General features: G+C 71.7%; 3 protein-coding genes. 1 reads left to right on the top strand and 2 read right to left on the bottom strand.

The window, feature by feature from the left end; all coding sequences use genetic code 11:
* The first annotated feature begins 21 nt into the window (after positions 1-21).
* Complete coding sequence (gene eccD / locus KSNIM_RS31260; RefSeq protein ID WP_263106480.1) at positions 22-1,404, top strand: type VII secretion integral membrane protein EccD; 1,383 nt, start codon at positions 22-24, stop codon at positions 1,402-1,404.
* A 32-nt stretch (positions 1,405-1,436) separates the two neighbouring features.
* Here eccD and KSNIM_RS31255 read toward each other — a convergent pair whose 3' ends face one another.
* Entirely contained in the window at positions 1,437-2,009 is a 573-nt protein-coding gene (locus KSNIM_RS31255) for a type VII secretion system-associated protein (protein WP_263106479.1), read from the bottom strand.
* A gap of 33 nt (positions 2,010-2,042) precedes the next feature.
* On the bottom strand, positions 2,043-22,682 hold the full coding sequence (locus tag KSNIM_RS31250; RefSeq protein ID WP_263108194.1) for a protein-glutamine glutaminase family protein: 20,640 nt from the start codon (positions 22,680-22,682) through the stop codon (positions 2,043-2,045).
* Position 22,683 lies beyond the last annotated feature (1 nt).

The raw sequence follows: 22,683 nt of genomic DNA, 5'->3' as shown, positions 1-22,683 counted from the left end.
CCACCGAGCCGAAGGACGGGAATGAGCAGCAGTGTCGTCGCAGGACTGTGCCGGTTGAGGTTCCACGCACCGGGTACGGCGTTCGAACTGGCGGTCCCCGCCGACGTTCCGCTGGCCGACCTGCTGCCCGCCGTCCTGGGCCATGCCGGCCCCGACCTCGCCGAGGACGGCCTGGAGCACGGCGGCTGGGTGCTCCAGCGGCTGGGCGGGGAACCGCTGGACGAGGAGCGCAGCGCCGAGGCGCTGGGCCTGCACGACGGAGAGTCCCTCTACCTGAGGGAGCGCCACAAGGCCTTGCCGCCGGTGCACTTCGACGATCTGGTGGACGGCGTGGCCACCGGTGTGCGCGGGCGGGGTGACACCTGGCGCCCGGCCGCGACCCGGGTCCTGTCGCTGGCCCTGGCGCTGACGGCGTTCGCGGCGGGATGGGCGCCGCTGGCCGTGTCCGGTCCGGGCGCCCCGCGCGCGGCGGCCGCGGCGGGGGTCGCGCTCCTGCTGCTGTTCGGCGCCGCCGGCGCCTCCCGGGCGATGGCCGACGCGGGCACGGGCGCCGCGCTGGGCGCGGCGGCCGTGCCGTACCTGGCCCTGGCCGCGTTCCTGGTCCCGCAGGGGCCGACCGGCGGCGACCTGCTCGGGGCGCGGACGCTGGCGGCGTCCTCGGCCGCGGCCGGGGCTGCAGTCCTGGCCCTTGCGGCGGTCGGCGCGGCGACACCGCTGTTCCTCGGGGTGGTCCTGACCGCCCTGCTCGGCATGCTGGCGGGGGCCCTGTTGCTCGTCGGGCTGACGCCGTCCGCCGTGATGGCGGTGATGGCCGTGGCGGCGGTGCTGGCGGGCGCGTTCGTGCCCTCGACGGCCTTCCGGCTGTCCGGGCTGCGACTGCCGATGCTGCCGCGCAACGCGGAGGAGCTGCAGGAGAACATCGATCCGGTGCCGGCGTCCGCCGTCCTTCCCCGCGCGCTGGTGGCGGACGACTACCTGATGGCCTTCCACACCGCGATCGGCGCGGTCTGCACGGCCTGCCTGGCGGTCCTGCCCTTTGTCGGCGGCTGGGCCGGGCCCGCCGAGACCGCCGCCCTGAGCCTGCTGCTCCTGCTGCACGCACGGGCCGTCGGCAGCATCCGCCAGCGGCTGGTCGTCCTGCTGCCGGGCGTGTTCGGCGTGCTGCTCCTGCTCGCCGGCACCGTGGCCACCGTGTCGGCGACCGGGCGGCTGGCCCTGGCGGGTGCGCTGCCGGCCGCGGGGGCCGTGCTCCTCGTGGTCGGCTGGACGGTGCCCGGCCGGCGGCTGCTCCCGTACTGGGGGCGCGCCGCCGACATCCTGCACACCCTGTGCGCCCTCTCCCTGCTGCCGCTGGCACTCCAGGCGTGCGGCGTCTACCGGACCCTGCGCGGTCTGGGCGGCTGAGCCGGACGGCGTCCCGGTCGCCGCCGTCCGGTTCAGTCGAACGGGCGCAGCGGGCGTCCGCGTCCGCCCTCGCGGTCGAGGACGTCGACGGCTCTCCAGAGCGCTCCAGGGTCCAGCCTCATCGCCGCCGGGGCCCCGGGGTTGACCACGATCCCGAGCCCCGGCGGCAGTCGGTCCGGCAGCGTGCCGGGGCCGATCACGGCGTGGCCGGGGTCGCCGGCCGCCGCCGGCCACGACCGGGCGGAGTAGACCACCACGGCCGGGTCGCCGTCCGGGGGCGTGAAGCCGCCGATCTCGGCGTACTCGTCCAGCAGGACGGCGACCCGGGCCCCGGCGAGCGCGCGGTGGACGTCCTCGGGTAGCCCGTACCCGGTCGCCCCCGCCCGGACGGCGGCGGCCACCGGGTCGGTCGGCGGCGGCCAGCCGCACGCGGTCGGGGACGGGCGGTACTCGGCGTTCTCCGCGAACTCCCGGACGGAGCCGTCCTCGCCGGCCTGCCACCGCCCGATCACCGCCCAGGGCGGCGGCTCTCCCTCGCCCTGCCAGTGCGGGTCGACCAGCCCGACCGTATCCGGGTCCGTGCGGTCCTGGTCGGCGGTGGTCATCACGTTCCTCTCGGCCGGGGGGCGGGGGCGGGTCTACTGGTCGTGGTCCTCGAACTCGTCGTCGGAGAGCGGGGGCGGGTCCTCCAGCCGGCCGTAGACGACCCACTGGTTCTGCGGCAGCACGGTCCGCTCCCCGCTGTCCAGCGGAATGTTCAGCGGGTGCTCCGGCGGGATGATCCGGACGGGAATCCAGGTCGTTCCGCTCCCGAAGAGGATCTCCAGCTCCTCGGGGCTCACCGAGATCGCCGGCAGGTACGCGCCCTGGACGTTCTCGGGCACGTAGAGGTGCATGCGGATCAGCCGTTCGGCGAAGGACCCGTGCAACTGCTCGCCCACCGTGGCGGAGACGAAGGTGGGTTCGCGGACCGCCACGCCGACCTGCAGGCCCACCGGGTGCTCCCAGTTCCCCACGAACGGAGCGCCCCGGCTCACCAGGAGCGGCGCCGTCACGGGGCACTGCGTGATCGCGTCGCCGATGGCCTCGATGTGGTCCAGGACGGCCGGGCCGTGGGGGTGGGCGGCGATGTCCGCGCCCGGGTCCAGGTCCAGCGTCCACTGGGCTTGCTTGATCTGGTGGTACGAGAGCTCGTCGGCCGCGCCGCCGTCCCCGTCCTCGCTGGGGTTCGTGTAGAACTCCAGCGCCGACCGGTGGCGGTCGTCCAGTTCGGCGACGAACTCCGTCATCTGCTCCAGCGCGGCGGCCCGGCCCTCTGCCGCCTGCTGGTCCCGGGCGATCGCCGTGTGGAACTCCAGTTGCGCGTAGCGCAGTCGGAAGTCGCGGGGCATGGCCTCGAAGTGGTCGTGGGCCAGTTGCCAACCGCCGCTCTGGTGGAAGAACTCCTCGGCGGCCTGCGTACCGGTCACACCGGGCGGCCAGTTGGCCGGGTTGAGCCATCCCGCAGCCGGCGGCATGTGCTGGCCGATCGCCGGTGGCACGTCGAGGCCGTTGTCCGGCTCGGGCCCCACCAGGTCGTTCAGCACGTTCGCGATGTCGTCGGCCGAGTGGTCGATGTGCCACGGCCCGCCCTGTGTCGGCAGGGAGAAGTGCACCGCCCCGTCGAGTTCGGCCCGCCCGGTCGGCGCGGTGGAGTCCTGCGCCGCTGCGGCGTGGTAGCCGGGCGGCAGGTCCACGGGGACCTCGTGCGGCGGCGCGGACGCGCTGTCGAACTCCAGCAGCGGCCCGTCCGGGACGATCATCGGCCGGCCGTCCAAACGGAACACCTGCCGCGCCGGGACGAGGTGGCCCTCGGCGTCCGGCGCCGAAGCGCCCGCGCCCGCCGGCGGGACGACCCAGAGCAGGCCGGTCGCGGCCCTGGCCGTGGCCCGGACATCGGGCCCGGCCAGTTCGTCGAGCAGCTTCGGCAGGTACCGGCCCCCGTCGGCGGCTCCCAGCGAGCAGGCGAGGAACACCAGCCGGTCGGTGCCGTTCCACACCCCCTCGGCCTTCCAGCGCAGCAGCGTCCGGGCGAACTCGACGGGCTCGACCGGCTTCCCGTCGACCACGGGCAGCTTGCTGACCGGGTCGGTCCGCACCGCGACGACGAACTCGCCGTCCCGGTGGGGCGTGCGGGCCAGGGCCTCGCGCACCGCCGCGTCCCCCGCCGACTCCTCGGTGGAGCCGCGCAGGTAGCGCCCGTTCGCCCGGCTGCCGAGGTCCGACAGCGGCACGCCGTCGTGCGCGGGCGGGGACGCGGCGTCCGACGTCGGGCCCGCGGTGCGCACCTGGTCGGCGGGCGGCTCCTCCCCGTGCGGGTGCGGCATGTCCTGGTCGTGCGGCACGGCGGCGAGGGGGGTGGCCCCCGGCCGGGGCTGCAGGGCCTGTCCGTCGCCCTCGTCGTACCCCTCCTGGAGATCGCCCTCGTCCTGCCGGTCCTGGGCGTGGACCGTGTTCTGCGCCTCGGTCTCCGTCGGCCTGGCGGCCCAGTAGTAGAGGTTTCCCTCCACCGGGACGGGGTCGCCGTACGGGCCGTCCCCGTCGACCCGCCGCAGGGTGAACCGGACACGCTGGCGCAGCAGGGCCTGCTCGCCCGTCACGGTGGCCTTGCCGGGCTCGGTGGGCGTCTTGCCGTGCGGGACCTCGCCGATCGGGAGGTCCCCGTGCGGCGTGCCGGGGGCGTACGTCACCGGGCCTGGACGGTCGGACGTGCTGGTGCCGCCGTAGCGGGCGGTGTTGACCGGGACGGTCACGATCGGGGCCGCCGTCGTCGCGGCGAGGTCGAACGGGTTGGCGCTCCAGGCCACCGTCCCGGTGCCGGTCGTGGCCGCCTCCAGCTCGGTCGTCCCGGTGAGCTCGTCCTCGCCCTCGGGGCGGACCGCGATCTCGGTGACCTCCCCGATGGCCTCCAGGCTCACCCGCAGTCGGGTCCGGCCGTCCTGGCCGAGCGCCACCGTCTCGTACCCCGTGCGAGGGTCCTTGAGCCGGTGGAACACCGCGTGCAGGGTCTGCGGGGAGAGGGCCTGGCGCAGCGCGCTCTGCGAGGCCAGGGGCAGCGCGCTCTCGACCCGGAGCGGGTGGTCCTCGGCGAGCCGGGGGTCGGCGACGAAGGAGGTGACGGTCCTCCTCGCCATCGCCACGACCCGCTCCGGGAGGACGGCCGACACGGCGTCGGCCGCCATGCTGCCGACCAGCCCGTGCACCGGCTCGTAGACCTTCGCCGCGTTTCGGCCCAGCGTGCCCAGCATGCCGTCGCCCCAGGGGCGGGGGGCGGTCAGCAGGGTGACGGCGCTGTCCAGGAGCGTTTTCACCCCGTCGAAGCCGACCAGGTCGTGTCCCGAGGCCAGGGACCGGGCCCATGCCGCGGGGTCCTGGACGACGATCTGCTGGAGCATGATCGCGTCGCCGTTCTCGGGCAGGTGGACCAGTTCGTCGCCCTGCGGCACGAAAGGCTCCACCGCCCCGGGGGCCGTGGTCATCGACTCGGGGACCCATGCCCTGACCGCCCCGTCCGGGGTGACCGGCATCGGGACGTCCAGTTTGACGTGCCGGCCGTGCTCCTGCCGGGTGACGGTCACCTCGAAGTGCATCCGGGCGGTGAACAGGCGGGTGGCCCCGAACTTCGACGTCTTGTGCCCGATCTTCGTGGTGACCCCCGACTCGTGGCCGGTGCCGCCGCCGAGTTCACCGCCCAGCGTGGGGGCGTAGGTGAGGTTGCCGAAGTGTTCGGCGGCCCGCGGCACCCCGTACGTGGGACGGACGTTGAGGTCGCCGCCGCCGGTCCGGTTCCTCCCGTCGTTGCCCTTGACGGTCCGGGCGATGCCCGTCTTGCGGGTGATCTCCATCGTCGACTGCTGCCGCTCGTCGTGCCAGTCACCCTCGACGATGCCGCGCACCAGGACCTTGGTGACGATCAGGCTGGTCCGGGTCTCCTGCACGTGGTAGTCGAGGATGCCCCTGTTGACGAGGTCGTCGAAGTTCGCCGACAGGCTGTGCGGGGAGAACGCCTCGGCGAAGTGCAGGGCGGCGTCGGGGTCCCCGGGCGGCGCGCCGTCCGGCTGCTGCCGGCCGCGGAGCTGGCTGTCGATCTCCCGCAGGATCGCGTCCGTGTCGTGGAACTCGACGACGGTACCGGCGCCCACTCCCCACCGCAGCAGGTGGGCCTCCCGGGGATCCGGGGCGGGCGCCCCGCCGTCCGCGGGCCCGTCGGGCGGTGTCGCCATCGCCCGGACGTCCTCGTCGGAGAGCAGGACGAGCACGGTGTGGTCCTCGCTGAGCACTCCGGCGCCGCGGCTGATGTTCCCGTTCGCGTCGGTGACCCGGCCCTTGACGGTGATCGTCGCCACGGCCTCGTAGACGTGCCAGGTCCCCTTCTGCGCGGTCCTTCTGGTGGTCGAGGTCTGCTCCTTGACCGTGTCGCTGTACTCGTCCCCGAGGGATCCCTTGAGCTTCCCGCCGCCCCGGACCTGGTAGGTGGAGGTGTTCAGGCCCTCGGGGGTCTCCGGGAAGCGCCCGAAGTCGCTGCCCAGGTTCGCCTTCTTGGCGGTGCTGTTCTTGTCCGCCGTCGCGCCGGACGTGCTGGACTTCAGCTCCAGGGCGAGTTTGCCCTCGCCGGACAGCGTCTCCCGGTACTGCAGCGTGCCGAATTCGGTGTGCAGGGACAGTCCCACGGTGTCCCGGTTCTGCCCCGAACCGACGTGCAGATCCATGGTGTTGACCCATCCGTGGCGTGAGGCCTGGATGATCCCGCGCAGCCGCCGGCGGTCGGCGAGGACGTCCAGGGCGTCGCGCAGGTCCGGTGGCTCCGTCCCGTCCTTCCGGGCGGTGTAGGCCGATGTGAGCGCTTCCTCGGCGCGGCCCCGGAAGTTCGCGGTGTCCACGTCGCGCACCAGGTGCAGTGCGGGCAGGTTCGACGGCTCCAGCTCGTCGGGGATCCCGTCGGTCCGCCGCACGTGCTGCACGCCGACGACGAGCCGGCCGACCGACAGCGGGTGCTTGGGCTCCTCGGATCCGAGGTGCGTGCGGGGGGCCCGCGGGTCCAGCGGGCCGATGTGGACGCCGAAGGTCAGCGAGTAGGCGATCCGGTCGGTCGTGGTCTCCAGGCTGAAGTCGTGCTTGACCTCGGTCTCGGCCCCGGTGGTGAGCTGGTGCGAGTTCCCGCGGGAGTACTCGAAGCCGGCCGTCACGAAGGCGCGCTGGGTGTTGGGCGGGTTCAGCGCGGTGCGGAGAGAGCCGCCGAAGGTCCAGGCGTGCTTGCCGCCGTGGCTCACCGACTTGTCGGCCCCCACCGTCCGGGTGACGACCTCCTTCGCGGTGGCCGGGCCGGTGCTCAGCGGACGGCCGTCCCTGAGGTCGGCCCGGACCAGGATCTCGTACGCGGACTCCGGGAAGCCCGGCAGCCGCGGGGCGTCCAGCACGATCCGGAAGGCGCCCTCCAGCAGGTCCGGGGCGGCCGCGCGCAGCGCGGAGGGCGAGAGCTGCTCGTGCAGGCTGCGCAGGTTCGCGTGCGCCTGCGGGGCGACCGCCGTCCCGGGGTGCCGGCCCGGCGGCGGCAGGGTGCCGGGGGCGAGGGTGTGCAGGTACTGGACGACGTGGGCGACCAGTTCGGTCGACCCCGGGACGTCGAGGTAGGCGGTGCGGCTGCGCAGCCTCGGGGTGGTCAGGGCGTCCGGCAGGGGCACGTCCCCGACGTCCGCCTCGGCGTGCTCCCGCAGCGGGCTGATCCGGACGACCTCGCCGGTGGTGTGCTCCGGCAGCGGGATGTCGGTGACACGGCTGTGGACCAGGCCGTCGGCCCCGGGCGACAGCCGGTCCTCGATCAGCTGCACCCGGAAGCGGACCGTGGTCGACACCAGCTGGGCCCTGGTCTCCTCCTCGTGGCCGTGCTCCAGCGTGAGGGTGTTCTTGCCCTTCGAGCCGTGCGAGGTCGAGACCGAGTAACCGTAACCGAGGTTGCCCGTCAGCCACTTGCTCTCCTTGGAGACCGGCGACTTCCAGACCTGGCCGGAGAGGCCGTGGTTGGTGCCCAGGCTCCGGCTGCTCCCCTCCGAGCGGTTCGCCGCCTGCTCGGCCGACCACTTGGCGCCCCGGACGCTCCTGCTGTCCGTCAGGTCGTGGGCGGTGCTCTCCAGCGGCTCGAGCGTCAGCCGCAGCCGGCCGGTCCGCCCGTTGGTGAACGTCAGGTGGGGCGAGTGCAGTCCCCAGCTCGACGCGTGCTCGAAGCCGTCGATCACGTTCTTCGTGCTGAGGAAGTCGAGGATGGCCCGGTGCGCCGTTCCGTCGGGGCGCTGCTCGCGCGGCAGCTCCGCGAAGACCGCGTCCCGCACGGCCTGCAGGCCCCGGACCGCCAGCGGGTGGCCGCCGTCGGGCCGGACGGCGCCGGGCGGCAGCCCCGTGGGGCGGTCCCAGCCCTGCCACCGGAATTGGGGGCCGTTCACAGCCGTACCGCGGGGGATCTCGGCGGTCACCTCGGCCGTGATCGGCGCATCGTCCCCCAGCGGGAGCACCAGTCCCCGCCCCTGCTCGTCCATCACCCGCACGTGGTAGGTGAACTCCGAGGCATAGGTGTCGGTCCGGCCGACCAGGGCGACCTTGTTCACCGCCGACGCGGTGACCTTGAGCACGGACTCCGTGCCGTGGCTGGCACCGCCCAGGGCCACGGACACCGTGTGCAGCGACTGGAGGACGGGGTTGATCGGGTTGATGTGGGTCGGTGCCAGGTCCAGACCGGCCTGGCCGGTCGTGAGCTGGACCTTGCGGGGGTCGGACTCGTGGGCCGCCTGGGAGACGACCTCGAAGCCCTCCCCCGTGTTCCTCACGTCCGGTTCGCCGATGGCCCGCAGCTGCCAGGCACCGGCCTCCGCCGTGACGACCAGTTCGTGCTGCTTCCTGTTCACCCACACCGTGGTGCGCCAGCCGCCGTTCACCATCTCGGCGTGCTTCGCCCGGAAGTTCGCCGGGTCCAGCACAGCGTCCAACTGCTGGCGCAGCTGCCCGTCGTCCCCCGCGCCGGCCAGCAGCTCATGGACCCGCGCACGCACCGCGGCCGGTCCCGGCTCACCGACGATCTTGATGCCCTCCAGGTACTGCCGGTGCCGCCCGTCCAGCACCGCCGGCGGCCCGGGGTCGGGCTGCGGCTGGGGCTCAGGCTGCTGGCGCGCCAAACGCTGGCGCTCGAGCTCCTGATGCTCCAAACGCTGGCGCTCGAGCTCGCGCCGGTCATGCTCGCGCTCCTCACTCTGAAGCCGGCGCTGGCGGTCGAGCTGAGTCTGGCGTTCACGCTCCCGACGCTCCAGACGCTGGAGTTCGAGCTCGCGCCGGTCAAGCTCGCGCTCCTCGCTCTGAAGCTGGCGCTGCCGCTCAAGCTCGCGCTCGTGACGCTCGAGTTCGAGCGTGCGCTCAAGCTGGCGGTCGAGCTGAGTCTGGCGTTCACGCTCCAGACGCTGGAGTTCGAGCTCGCGCCGGTCAAGCTCGCGCTCGCGCTCGCGTTCCTGACGCTCGAGTTCGAGCGTGCGCTCAAGCTGGCGCTGGCGTTCGAGCTGAGTCTGGCGTTCACGCTCCCGACGCTCCAGACGCTGGCGCTCGATCTCGCGCCGCGGTTCAAGCTCGCGCTCACGCTGCTCGCGCTGGAGCTGGCGTTGCCGCTCAAGCTCGCGCTCGCGCTCCTGGCGCTCGAGTTCGAGCCTGCGCTCGTGCTCGCGCTCAAGCTTGCGCTGGCGTTCGAGCTGACTCTGGCGCTCGAGCTCCCGACGCTCAAGCTCAGGGTCAGGCCGCAGCTCGGGATCGGGACGCGGCTGCGGCTGCGGCTGCGGCTGCCCCTGGTCGTCCTCGGAGGACAGGCCCGAACCGTCCTCGGACTCCGAAGACTCCAGGTGTTCCGAACCCGGGTCCGAGAACCAGTCGCTGTCGCTCCCGCCCAGGGACTCCACATCACCGTCGTAGCCGGGATCCTCGTCCGGAACACGAACCGACGGCCCGCCACGCCTGGCGAACCTCACGTGCTGGGGCAACTGTGTGGCGACCTGGCCGAGGTCGACCACCGAGTAGAGCCGCGGGGGAACCTGCTCCGTTTCCTCTTCCCTCCGGGCTTCGATCCTCACCCGCTTACCGGGACCACTGATCACCGGGCGGCCATCGCCGTCGTAGCCGACCCTGGCCGCAGTCACGAAGGCTCGGCCCCCGAGCTCCTCGAGGGAACCGCCCTCCCGCTGTACGAAGGTGGGGGCGAACCAGACGTCGTCCGTGAAGGCGTGGAAGCTGGCGGATATCTGCCGCTCGCGCAGCACGGTCTTCAGCTCGCCGAGGTAGTCATTGCCCTCGGCGCCGAGGCGGCAGGCATCGAACTCCAGAGGGTCCTTGCCGTTCCAGTACTTGTTGGCCCGCAGCGAGACGATCAGGTCGGCCATTTTCTCGACGGAGAAGAGCTCCCCGTCGATCACCGGACGACCGCCCTGGTCGGTGTGGACCACGATCTTGAACGTAACGTCCGGTCCGGCAACGAGGTACCTGAACTCGGGCAGCGACATATCGCCGTCCAGCACCCATCCGTACGGATTCCGCCCGGCGTCCTGAAGTGAACGGCCGTGAGCCGGCGGCTGCACGCCGGGACCTGCCGGCCTGGGAGTTGCCTGCGGTCGCGGCAGGGGCTGCTCGTCCCCCTCGCCCTCGCCCTCGCCCTCGCCCTCGCTCTCCGATCGGTCATCCTCGCGCAGCGAATCGGTCTCATGCTCACTACTGATTGCACGGAGCAGCGAGTAGCGGCCGTCACCCAGGAGGACCGAGACCTCCCGTACCGATTCACCCTCAGGTCCGTACGACCTGGAACTCATTCCATCGAAGATCCTCAACCTCACCCGGAAAGCTTCGGCGAGGATTTCCGGGATGACATCCCCCAATTTACCGGCCCACTGCCCACGGGTATCGACCAGCCACTCAACCTCCCTCATGGCATCGATGCGGAGACCGCGCCGCTCCACGATGTCATCGAAAACGCGCTTGAAGTTCTTATTGATCCACTCCCCTGCGCCCTGGCGCATCTTCCTCGCACCACCGGAGAGTTCTTCAGTCGAACAAGGCCCCATCACCCCCGAAAGGGCCAATGCCTTGTAGAGGCAGTTTCCGTCACGAGGCATGGATTCGATGCGATAGCCCTCCGCAGACATATCGGAATAGTCCTCGAAATCGCGCTTGATCCTCCAGAGGTGCGCGATTCCAGGCAGCGCCTTGTCGACCAGGTATTTATAGTGCTCCTCGAACTGGCCCTTCGACGGCCCGTCGACGGCAAAGATCTTCTCCAGTCGAACGACCACCCGATCGAATTCATCCCGCCGCCTCTGCACTTCCTGCGGGTGAATGTCGGACTTGAGGGCCAGATCCACCTCCCTGCGCACTTTGTGGAACTGGCGCCGGAGCTGGGAAATCCGCCTCTCGTGGAATTGGTCGAACTGCTCTGCCGAGAATCCCTCCGCGTGCCCGAGCGCGCGCAGGATTTCCACCATCGACGTGTGGTCGAACCCGCGCTCGCCGCCGTAGACGCCGGCCGGCTTGTGCCGACGTTTCACCCCTCCTGTCGGGAGGTAGGAGAGGGTTTCCGGGAGATCGCTGCGGTGCACGTCGAACGGCTTGGCGTAGCGGCCGGACGCGGTCGGGGGAACGGTGATCTGGATGCGCTCGTATCCGGGAGCCACGCCCCCGAGCTTGGTCAGGCCCTCTCCCGCATCATGCCAGTGGGTCATTCGGTAAGCGCCACTGGCCCCCTTCTCCTCCAGGTAGCGGACACTCTGCTTGATCAACGCCAAGGCTTCCAGGTTCCCGGATCGGGCACCGATGTGCTGGACGACGTGATTTCTGCCGAGGTAGTCGTACAGCCTGAGCTGCCCGACCCTCATGCCTTCCGTCCAGGCGCGGACCGCCGCCCTGTCCGACTCGCCGGCACCCCAGAAACCGGTGATGTCATGGAAGCGATCGCCGTCCATCTCCGCAAGCAACTGACGCCATTTCTCGGCCTTGCCGGCGTCCGGGTGCGGATCGCCCGTGATGATCACCGCATCGTACTTGTCCCCCAGTGCTCGGAGGAGCTGCCGGGTTCCCTCGAAACTCGTGTCGTGCTCCATCCGGCCCCGCACATCGAGCCACCCGGTCTTCTTCCCGGTGAAGCGGGACCAGATCACCAGCACCTTGCTACCGGGCTTGAGATCGATACCCCGCCGCTTCAGCCAGTTCCCGACCTCTTCGTCCTTGATTCCATTGCCGTCTTCGTCGATCAGCTTCCATGCCCTGCGGATCATGTCGGGCGAGTCCGCGTCGAAGTATCGACTGACCATCTCCGTCCCGTAGTAGATGGTTTTTACCACGTGCTCCCGAGGCTTTTCCGGGGTGAAGACATAACCACCGCCGTCCAGAACTTGGTTGACCTTCTCCTTGATCTTGTCGTACTGCTCCCTCGTCTCCATGCTCAGGGCTTCGGCTATATGAATGCGATCATCCCCGATTCCGGAGAATTTGTAGAACGCCTCGAGCTCCCGAGACTTGTCACCCGCGAGGTGGGTGCCGTTCTCCCCGGCGGGCGCCCGCCCGATCACGACGTGCAGATTCTCGTTGAGGAGCAGCGCCACCGCGATGCCGAACTGGTCGCCGGAAGCGTAGCCGGGCTGCTCGATGACCGCCTTCTCGTTCTTCGCGTCCGACTCCCTGTAGGGAGTCTTCTTGAACCTGTTGTTCTTCTTCCTCCCTTCCGGGGCGACCTCCGTCGCCGCGCGCTCGCTGCCGTGGAGTTCCGGCCGGGAGACCGGGTCCACCCAGACGTGGCTGCGCGCCTGCGGGGTGGCGGCCTCGCGGGCCTCGTCCCAGCGCTGGTGGACGGCTCCGCTGCCGGGGTGCCGGTCGAGATGCCCGACCACGGAGGAGATCAGCTGCAGGTGGCGCTCGCGCAGACCGCCCTGCCGCAGACCCTGCGGGGCCGGCGCGTCCGGGTTCCCGACCAGGCTGCCGTCCACGTCGGGCCGGTGCGGCAGGTCCGCCGTCCGGTACTCGTCACGCAGACCCAACTGATGACCCAACTCGTGCACGTAGTCCAGCGGCTCCGCGTCCGCCCACCACGCGCCCTGGTCCATCTGCCGGTCCCGCCCGACCAGGTCCACCGTCAGATGGGCCTCGGCACCCGGCTCGACCCGCACCACCGTGACGTGCATCCGGTCACCGCCGGCCACCCGGTAACCCGGCGCGTTGAGGTGCTCCTCCACCCCCTCGACCAACTTCTTCCACACCGCCGCGACATCCCGTCCGCCACCCTCCCGGAATGCGATCCGCACCGTCAGATCGGTGTGCACCTCACCACCGTGCTCGAAACGCCGGGCATCGAACGACGACCGCACCACGAAACGCGGCGTCCGGTCGACCCGCGCCGGCGGGGGCTGCTGCCCCACCTCGACGTGCTGCTGGTCCGGCCGTCCGGTCGGCGCGTTCTGCGCCGTGGCGTTCGCCATGAACTCCCGGAATCCGTCGAACAGTTCCTCCTCAGCCTCGGTGCGGCTGATCGGGTTGGCCGCCTCGGGGTGGTCCGCTCGCGATCCGGGGCCGAAGAGGTGTTCCAGCACGGGCACGAGGTCCGGCACGTGCGCGCGCACCCAGTCGGCGCCGTTGTTGCGGGGCAGCCCGGTCGTCGGGTCGTTGCCGTGGTTGTACCCGAAGTACGCCGTGACCAGCTGGGCGAAGAACTCGTGGTGGTTTCGGGCCGAGTAGTTGCCCACCGGGTTGCCGTCCGCGTCCAGCACGCCGCCGTCCGGCCAGGCCGTGACGTTCTCCTCACCGGACGGCTCGGACCGGGAGCCGGCGGCGTTCCGGTTCCGATAGGCCTGAACGACCAGGTCCCGCTGTTCCCGGGTGAGACCGAACTCGTGGATCGTGTGGGCCAGTTCGTGGACAGAGGTGGAGTACCCCTCAGGGTGTTCCAGGTTCGGCCCCACCGTCGTCCGGGCACCGAGCAGGTTCTCCTCAGTGATCAGGACGAGCCCGTTCCCGCTGGAGCCGCGGACCACCGACCAGTCACGGCCGTCGCCCGTACCGCGCGCGGACTCTACGAAACCGGGCACCTCCGTCATCGGCACGTCCCGCGGCACCACCACGACCCGCACGCCCGCGTTCACCAGACGCTCCGCGAGCTCCTGGTTCGACAGCATCCGCGTGACCAGCGCCTCCGCTGTCCGGCGGGCGGCGACCGGCTGCTGGGAGCGAGGGTCGACGTCGACGAGCAGCCTGGCCGCCGCCTGGGCGAAGTCCTCCGGGCCCAGTTCGGCGCGCAGCCCCGCCAGGAAGTCCTGGCCTGCGGCGAGCGAACGGCGTTCCTCGCCCGACAGGTGCTCCAATGCCTGCACCCGATCGTGCAGCGGCCCGGGCACCGGCATGTCGCCGCCACCGAGCCCGACCGGCGGCCGGCCGAGCACGACCTGCCCGTCCTGCCCGGTCGTCGGCGGCGCCGGCAACGTCGAAGGCTGCTGCATCTCGGTGTCCGACGGCGACTGCTCCTCCGTCTCCATCGGATGCGGCTCCACCTTGAGCTTCCGCGTGGACGGGCCTTCGCCGTGGTCGCCGGCTCCGCCGTCATCAGTGTCCTCGCGGCCCCGCTTCTGCCGGGTGGGGACCCACGCGCTGTAGTGGTCCGCGTCCAGTTGGAGGTGGACCGTCCCCGCCGGCGCCACTCCGTTCAACGGGTCCAGGACGACGTCGGGCTGACCGGTCCGGTGGATGTGCAGCTGCACTCCCAACGCGGAGGCGACCACCCGGGGCGCGAGATCCCCGGCCATCGTGTTCCAGTTGCCGGTCCGGCCGATGGTGCGGGCGAGTTCGTCCATGCTCGTCCCGAAGGCCCGGGCAAACCCCCTGACCACGGGGAGGTTCCCGGTCTCCAGCATCCAGTTCACGACCCGTGTGCGCAGGGCCGCCGCGTCTCCGTCCTCAGGGGTCAGGACTGCGTTGACGGCGTGGTAGAGGCAGTCACCGTCCGGGGGCACGTCCTGCCACCGGAACAGCTCCGGCCGCTGGTCCTCGTCGGAGCTGTGGTGGTAGGGGTCCGTGCCCTCCAGATCCGCCGAGCCCTCCAGCAGCCGCTCCAACTTCCGGTCGAACGCCCGAGCCGCCGCGGCGCTGCGGTTGTTGTCGGTCCCGGCCAGCTGACGCTCCTGGAAGAACCGCTCGGACCTGCGCAGGGACTGACCGGAGGGCTCGTCCCGGCCAGGCTGATTGGCGTCGTTGGCCCCGACCAGGAAGTACGTCTGGCGCTCGACGAAGTAGTGAGTGGGGACACCGAGGGGGAAGCCGAGGCTGCTGGTGACGATCAAGGAGTCGTTCAGGAGATCGACCAGCCGGCCGACCACCTCGGTGTAGTGGTCACCGAGGTGGTCCGAGGAGCCCACCGCGATGCCCATCTGGGCCATCCAGTGGTCGACCAGCAACGGTCGGTCGGCCATCGAGGGATCGATCACCATCGGCTCCGGCCGGCCGTCGTCGTTGATGTCGACGTCGATGACCACCGCGACGTGGAACCCCCAGCTGACCTGCTGCGGCTCCAGCATCCCGGTCCGCGCCGCGTTCGGGGAGTTGACCACGAGACCGGCCGCATCGTCCATCGTCCGGTGCTGGACGAAGATCTTCCTGTTGGCGATGCCGAGTTCGGTGAGCCGGACGGCCATCAGGTGTGCCCGGTCGTAGCAGCCGTCGTCGGGGAAGTCGAAAGGAATCCGCGCGTCGGTGCCGTCGGCGGCCCGGTAGTGGAGTTCGCTCAGCTGGTGGAAGAGGTCCAGTGCGTCGTGTTCGTCCACGACCGGACGCTCCCACAACTCGCCGTTCCTGATGTAGGCGTGCAGTGCGGTCGCCTCGGGGAACCGGGATTCGACCTGTTCCAGGAAGGAGCGCTCGCCCCCCAGGTCCTGGAAGTCCAGGACCCGCCAGAGCTGCCGGAGGTCGCTCCGCAGCGGGGCGAGCAGCGTCAGCACGCCGTCGGCCTGGCCGGAGCCCATGAGGAGCGTCCGGAGGCGCTCGGACTTCGCCAGCTCGTTCGGATGCAGGAATATGTCGATGAGGTGGGCGGGCGGAAGGTGGTCCTTACGGCCGAACCGGTCCAGTACCCGCTGCTCGGCCCCCTCGCCCAGGCGTCCCGCCCGCGCCGCTTCGCGCAGGACGAGCACGATGTCCTGACCGCCGGTCCGTTCGGCGTAACGGACCACCAGCCGGTCGAAGTTGCGCGGGACCCCGTCGAGGCTGTCGAGGAGCTGGAACACTTCCGTGCCACGCGGTGCCTCGGCGGCCAGGTGCGCCGACAACGACTCGGCCACCGTGTCGATGAAGGGATCGGTGGCCGGCATCGACTGCAGGTTCATGTCCTCGAGCAGCAAGGTCACCAACGCCTGCTCGGCCGCGCCGGCCTGCTGGACGCTCGCGTCGGCCTGCAGCTCGGCATACAGGTCGTCACCGAACAGGTCCTGGTAGGGGTTCACCGTAGGCTGCTCGCCAATGCCGTTGTCGTCGGCGTCGTGGAGGCGCGGTGCCACGGTGTCCTGGTCGCCGTCCCGTCCGGGCTGCTTCGGCGCGGAGACCGGGTCGACCCAGACATGGGTGCGCAGGTGCGGGGTGGCGGCGCCGCGGGCTTCGTCCCAGCTCCGGTCGTCGGCTCCGTTGCGGGGGTGCTGGTCGAGGTCCCCGACGACGGCGGAGATCAGCTGCAGGTGGCGCTCGCGCAGGCCGCCCTGCCGCAGCCCCTCGGGGGCCGGGGCGTGCGGGTTCCCGATCAGGCTGCCTGCGACATCCGGCCGGTGCGGGAGGTCCGGTGTCCGGTACTCGTCGCGCAGGCCCAGCTGGTGGCCCAACTCGTGGGCGTAGTCGAGCGGATGGCCGTCGGCCCACCACGTGTTCTGGTCCATCTGCCGGTCGCGTCCGACCAGGTCGACCGTCAGGTGTGCGTCCTGGCCGGGATCGACCCGCACCACCGTGACGTGCATCCGGTCACCGTTGGCCAGCCGGTAACGGGGCTGGTTGAGGTGCTCCTCGACGCCCTCGACCACCCTCTGCCAGACCGCGGCGGCATCGTGCTCACCGCCGTCCCGGACGGCGATCCGCACCGTCAGATCGGTGACCGGTCCCTCGTGGTGGAAGCGCCGGGCGTCGAAGGACGACCGGACGACGAAGCGCGGCGTGCGGTCGATCCGGGGCCCCACGGGTTGCGGCTGCGGCACCCGGCTCACGGCGGACTCGGTGGCCGGCGCCTGCAGGCGGGGCGCGGTGGGGAGGTCGGCTGGTGGATGGAAGAACCACGGGCCGGGCCCGAAGTCGGCGGAGGCGAGCGTCACCTCGTCGGCGGCGACCAGGACGACCTCGTCCGCCGTGAAGCTCCCCTCGTCGTCGGCCACGCCGAAGCTCAGCACCAGCGGACGGCCCTCCCCGTCGACCCGGCCGGTGGCGAGGGCCACATGGTTCATGGCGTTGCTGGTGATGACGATGTCGCCGGCGAGGGGCAGTGTCCTGGCGTGCTCGGACTGCGCGGTGTACAGGGTGGTGCTGTCACGGCGGAGCAGCCGGCTGCGCAGGTGGTCGTGCCAGTTCTCTCCGGAGTGGCGGTAGGTCTCGCGGATCCACTGCTCCGACAGCAGTCCGGCGTGGTGGGCCGTCAGCAGCACGGCCTCCCAGCAGTTGAGCGTGGTCTCCTCGGCGAGGGGTGGTGCGGTGTCCCGGGCGCCGGTCGCCCATTGGTGGAAGGCACTGCCGCTGCCGTCGACCTGCCAGGTCATCCGCAGGCCGGGGCGGTTGTTCCCGGCCGTCAGCTCGTGCATGGCCGCGACCAACCGGTGCCCGCTGTCGGGCGCGGGCAGCCGCAACCGGCCTCCCAGGTACTCGGCGCGCAGGCGCAGCTCCGCGTCGTGGAGCGTGGCGCGCGCCTCCTGGTCCGCGGGATCCTCCTGCAGGCGCCGGTGCACGGCGTCGTCGATCCGGTGCCGGCTGTGCAGCACGGCGGCGAGGCTCCGCACGTCGTCCGGTTCGGCGGCCGAGGTGCGGCCGACCGGCGCGGTGAGATCGAGACCCATCAGGACGGCGGCGTGGTCCGGCCGCAGCGGCCCGTCGAGGAGCTCGGCCGCTGCTGCCACCGCGGAGTCCAGCACGGCGATGTCGGCCGCTGTCCTCAGCCTCTGGGTGCTGCCGACCGGCTGATCGGCCAGGTTCGGGGGGCGCTTCTTCTTCGCCGCAGCGTCGTGCAGCCTCTGCACGCCGGCTTCGTCGTGATCCGCCCTGAAGGTCTTGAGCCGGTCGGACAGCACGACGACGTCGCGGAGCATGTTGTGCCCGGGCTCGTCGAAGCCGAGGTGTCGGCCCGAGGCCATCGGCAGGCCGGTCCGCCCTTCCGGCCCGCCCATGACCCGGTTGACCTCCTTGAGGGCGGCAGCCCGCTCCTCGGCCCCGAGGGGGCTGCGCGGGGCGACCTCCGTCCGGGGCCGCGGGGCCTCGCCGACGTCCTGGGGGGTGTCGTCCCTCTCCCGGACGGTGTGCGGGGAGAGGACGTCGGCGATCAGGTCGGCGGCCTCGCCTGCCCGGCGCTCACCCGCCCGGCCGATCGGCCGGTCCGCGACGGTGAGCGCGCCCTGGTCGGCGGAGCGGTCCGCACCCTCCTCGGGCCGCGGCTGCGCCCGGTGGGCGAAGGCGTCCTCGTGGGTGCGTTCGTGGGCCTGCCAGGAGGCCGCGTCGAAGTGGTCGAGGGTCCACAGTTCGCGATAGCGGGTGAAGAACTCGTCGCCGTAGGCGCGCTTGAGCGCGGCGGCCCGGTCCTCGGCGAGGACGTGCGGCCGGGCCAGGTCGTCGAAGGCCCGGGCGGCCTCGCGCAGGGCGGGGGCGGCCTGCCGCTCGAAGGCGGCGTGGTCGACCAGTTCCCGGTCCAGCTCGCTCCGCCGCCGGCCCCACTCGTCCTGACGTGTTGTCAGGTCGCCGGAGGTGCGGAACAGTTCGTCGAAGGACCGTTCGATCCGCTGGGTGTGCCCCTCCGTCAGCCGGTCGACGGCATGCTCGGACAGGACGCCGTGCGCACGGGCCGCCGACCGCGCGGCGGTGTCGGCTGCCTGGTGGGCCGCCGACCGCGCGGCGCGGTACAGCAGCAGGTCACGGACGTTCCCGGCCTCGGTGAGCCCCTCGATCGCGCGGCGCAGGACGGCCGGGCGGTCGGCGTGGTCGAGGACCTGCTGGTGCAGCGCCTCGGCGAGGTCCCGGACGACCTCCTCCTTCGCCCGGTGGATGTTCCCCGCGGTGACGCCGAACCGTTCGGCGAGCGCCCGGTGCTCGGTCTGCAGGTGCCAGGAGCCGGCCGCCTGTTCCGCCTCCGCGGCGGCCCGCCGAATCGCGCTCTCCCGCACGAGTCCGACGGCGAACTCGTGGGGCAGGCCGCTGACGTGGCCGCCCAGGGCCGTCTCGAACAGCTTCACCGCCTCGGTGCGCCCGCGCCGCCGCCCGGTCGGGTCCAGCGGGCCGGTGATCTCGGCGAAGTCCGCCGCGACCCGCTCGCGCACCCGCTGCTTGATCTCCGCCACGGCGGCGTCCGAGGGCTTCGGCCGCCCCGTCACGCCGACCGCGGCGAGCAGGTCCCGGTCGGCCGCCGAGAGCCGGTCGTGCCAGCCGTTGTCCCGGACCGCCCGTTCGACCAGGCGGTCGGCCTCGGCGAGGGCGCGCTCGTGGTCGGCGTGCAGGGCGAGTTCCTCGCGCAGCCGGACGGTGAGCCCCTCCAGGGAGTCCTCCGCGTGCGCCCTGGCCGGCTCGGCGGTGTGCTCGCCGATGTCCTCCGGCCGGGCGTAGAGCCGGGCGGCCTCGGCCTCGGCGCGGGACAGGAACCCGCTCTCCGTCGCCGCGCGGACGGCCCGCAGCGCGGCCTCCGAGAGCGGGGCGGGCGCGCGGGTGCGGCCGGTGCCGTCGCCGAGGAGCTTCGGGGACCGGGTGGCCTCCAGCGCCTGCTCGAAGCGCTCGCGGGCCATCCGGACGTAGCTCTCGCGCACCGCTGCGACGTGCACCAGCCCGTCCAGGTCGGCGAGGATCCGCTCGCGGTCCCGCGGCCGGGCCGCGAGTTCCCGGTGCAGCATCTCCTGGGCCCGGCGGCGCACCGCCGCGGGCAGATCCGCCGGCGCGTGCTCGGGGAAGTGCACGGATCCCTGGGCGAACCGCTCGGCCAGCCGGTCCGCGGCTGCCTCGTCGAGCGGGTGACCGCTGCCGTCGGGGTCCTTGCGGTGCTGTTCGGCGGATTCGGAGAGCTTGGCGCCGTAGGCGTCCTGGAGGTCACGCTGGGTCTGCCGCCACTGCTCCGCCCGGCTGCCGTCCGCCTCGGCGCGGACGTGCTCGGGGGCGTCGGCGTAGCGGTAGGCGGGTCCGGCGGGGGTGTGGTCCGGCCGCGCGCCGTCCTGCCCGGGGTGCGCGGGCCCGTCGGCGAAGGCCGGCGGATCCTCGCCGAAGCGTTCGGCGCCCGGCATCGACGCGTGGAACCCTCCGGAGGCGTAGTGCTCCGGGAGCTTCGAGGCGGTCGTGCTGACGATCACCATGCTCTCCGGGGGATTCTCGCCCTCGGTGTACTCGCGCCTGGTGTACTCGTGCCAGTTGCCGCGGCCCTCGATCACCGGACGCCCGTGCTGGTCGAAGCCGACCTTCTCGGCGACGATCAGGTGACCGGTACCGGGGCCCTCCGCCATCGTCTTCTCCCCGGTGAAACCGGGCGCCACCCATACCGGCCCGTCGGCCGCCCTCGCCTTCAGGTCGGCGAACTCCGGGTGCTTCCAGACGAGTTCCATCACCTCCGCGCCGAAGTGAACGTGATCGCCGCCGTTCAGGTCGCAGGCGATGAAGTCGATGGTCCTCCGGCCGTCGAGCCGTCCGTGCTCGCCGAGCGCGACGATGACGTCGGCGACGTCCTGCGGCGACAGCGCGCGGCCGTTCCGGTCGGTCGGGAGGCCGTCGGCGTCGGTGTGCATCACCAGGGCGTAGCGCGTGTCGTCCCTGGGGCGGAGCTCCAGGGCCTTCAGGACGGTGTCCGGGAGATCCTTGCCGACCACCCACGCCGACCTGTCCTCGGCGCTCAACGGGTGGCCGTACTCCGTCGCCGGGCGGTGGTCGGGCTGCTGTTCCCGGTGGACGACGTGTTCCTGGTTCCCGCCGGCCGTCACGACGCGGGAGGGCGGGGGCACCTCCGGTGCGGGCGCGCCTGCGTGCGCGGAGGCCGTCACGTGTACGGTGCCCTCCCCCTCCGGCGGCTTCGGCGGCGCTCCCTCCCCGCCTTCTCCGCCGACCGTGGCGACCGGCTTCGGTGGCGCGGGGGCCTCGGCCGTCGTCCTCTCCTCCCCGTTGCTCCCGCCGGTGGTCCTCGTCGTCGTACCGTCGGGCCCCTTGACCGCTCCGGACGACTCGGAGTCTGCGGGCCGGCCGTTGGAGGACAGCTTGATGTTCTCCGGCCGGGTGGGGGGAGCGTCGAGGGGCTTCACCGAGGACCCGCCGCCGACCTCCGTCGTTCCCTCCGGGCCGGAGCGCCACAGCGCGGTCGGGTGGCCCATCAGGTTGGAGACCACGGCGAGCGGGAAGCGGGCGTGGTTGGGGAGGTGCAGGTCCAGTTCCTGGAGCTTGAGGCGCAGGGGGCCGCCCGCGATGTGCCCCAGGTGGCCCAGCGCGCCCATGGAGACGCCGCCGTAGAAGCTCTCGACGCTGACGGTGAACGTGTGGTCCTCGCCGAAGGCAAGGTTGTAGGACCCTTCGGTGAGGACGTTCTGGACGCCTCCTCTGATCCATCCGCCGACGCCCTCGCCGAACCGGTACAGGAACTGCCCGGCGGTCTGCGGGTGGAGCCCGTCCATCAGGCCGACCGCGCTCCGGGCGAGGTCCTGGGTGGCCTTGACGGTGTCCTTGAGGCTCTGCAGCTCCAGGTTCTTCGCCTCACCCGCCGCCACGTTGCCGGCGAGGCCCTTGAGTTCGTTCTGCAGGTTCCCGATGCGCTTGGTGAGGCTCTCCAGGGCCTTGGCCTCGGTCTGGCCCGCGGTCTCGACCAGGGTGCGCGCCAGCTTGGTGAAGGCGCCGAGGTCCATGGCGTAGCGGCCGCCGGCGGCGGCCGCCCGCGCGGCCACCAACCGGCCCGCCGCGTTGGCGAGTTGCGCGTCGACGCCGTGCATGACGAGGTCCCGCTCGAACAGCTCGCCCATCCGGTGGGACAGCCGCTCCACCTTGGTGAACCCGTGCCCGAGGTTCTCCACCCCCTTCAGGCCCAGCTTCGTCTCGGACTGCACGACGCCGTCCCCGACCTTCTGCGCGAGCTTGCCGCGGTCCTTGCGCCAGACGGCGCCCAGGGTGTCCTTGGCGGCGGTCTTCGCGGCCTGGTCCTTGAGGTCGTGCCGAACCATCTCCAGGACCGTCTGGAAGCTGCTCTTCGGGGCGTTCCGCATGCCCTTGAGGACGCCGTCCAGCTCGGCCGTGGTGAGGGCCTTCAGCTCGCCCTTCCACTCGGACCCCGCGAGGGTCTTGATGTCGGCCAGCAGGTTCTTGGTCAGGCCGCTCCCGAACATCCGGCCGAACAGCTTGCCGATGCCGAAGGTGAGCAGCTCCAGCGGGCCGGTCAGCAGGCCGTTGATCGCACCCATCTCGATCGACTGGACGAAGGACTCGCTCTCCCAGTGGTCCTTGTGGCCCTTGCCGATCTGGATGCCCTGGATGATGCCGTCCATCACCATGGCGGTGGTGATGGAGAGGAACTCGTGCAACAGGAGCTGCTTCAGCAGCCAGATGAAGATCTGCTTGATCAGTTCGCCCGTGATCTTGTAGGCGACGAAGATCTCCGCGAGCGAGCCGCCGAAGGTGATCGGTGCCATCGCGATGGCCCAGGCGATCTGCGCCACGAGCTGGATGAGCTGAGCGATGATCATCCACTTGGCGTACTCGACCTGGTTGGCCACCTTGTGGGCGAAGTCGCCCAGCTGTTTCGCGACTTCACCCGAGGACGACACGTAGTCGGTACTGCCGGTCTCACCGATGAGGCGGCGCATCTGGAGCAGGAAGGCGTCGGCCGCCTGCCCCTCGAAGCTGTCCCTGCAGAAGTTGACCAGGTCGACCAGGTAGGCGCGGAGCTCGGGGACCTTCTCGGCGATCGCCAGGTAGTCGTCGCCCGCCGCGCGCAGGTCGTCCTCGTTCGCCTCCGGCCACTTCATACCGGTCGCGATGCTGAAGAACTTCGCCAGACCCGGCGGCAGCATG

The sequence above is a fragment of the Kitasatospora sp. DSM 101779 genome (assembly GCF_025655475.1).
GTDB lineage: Bacteria > Actinomycetota > Actinomycetes > Streptomycetales > Streptomycetaceae > Kitasatospora.
The sequence above is the reverse complement of the archived record's forward strand: the minus strand, read 5'-3'. Positions and strand labels throughout refer to the sequence as shown.

Coding starts and splice junctions, on each gene's coding strand:
- eccD (WP_263106480.1), top strand. CDS start 22: ATGAGCAGCAGTGTCGTCGCAGGACTGTGCCGGTTGAGGTTCCACGCA.
- KSNIM_RS31250 (WP_263108194.1), bottom strand. CDS start 22,682: ATGCTGCCGCCGGGTCTGGCGAAGTTCTTCAGCATCGCGACCGGTATG.
- KSNIM_RS31255 (WP_263106479.1), bottom strand. CDS start 2,009: ATGACCACCGCCGACCAGGACCGCACGGACCCGGATACGGTCGGGCTG.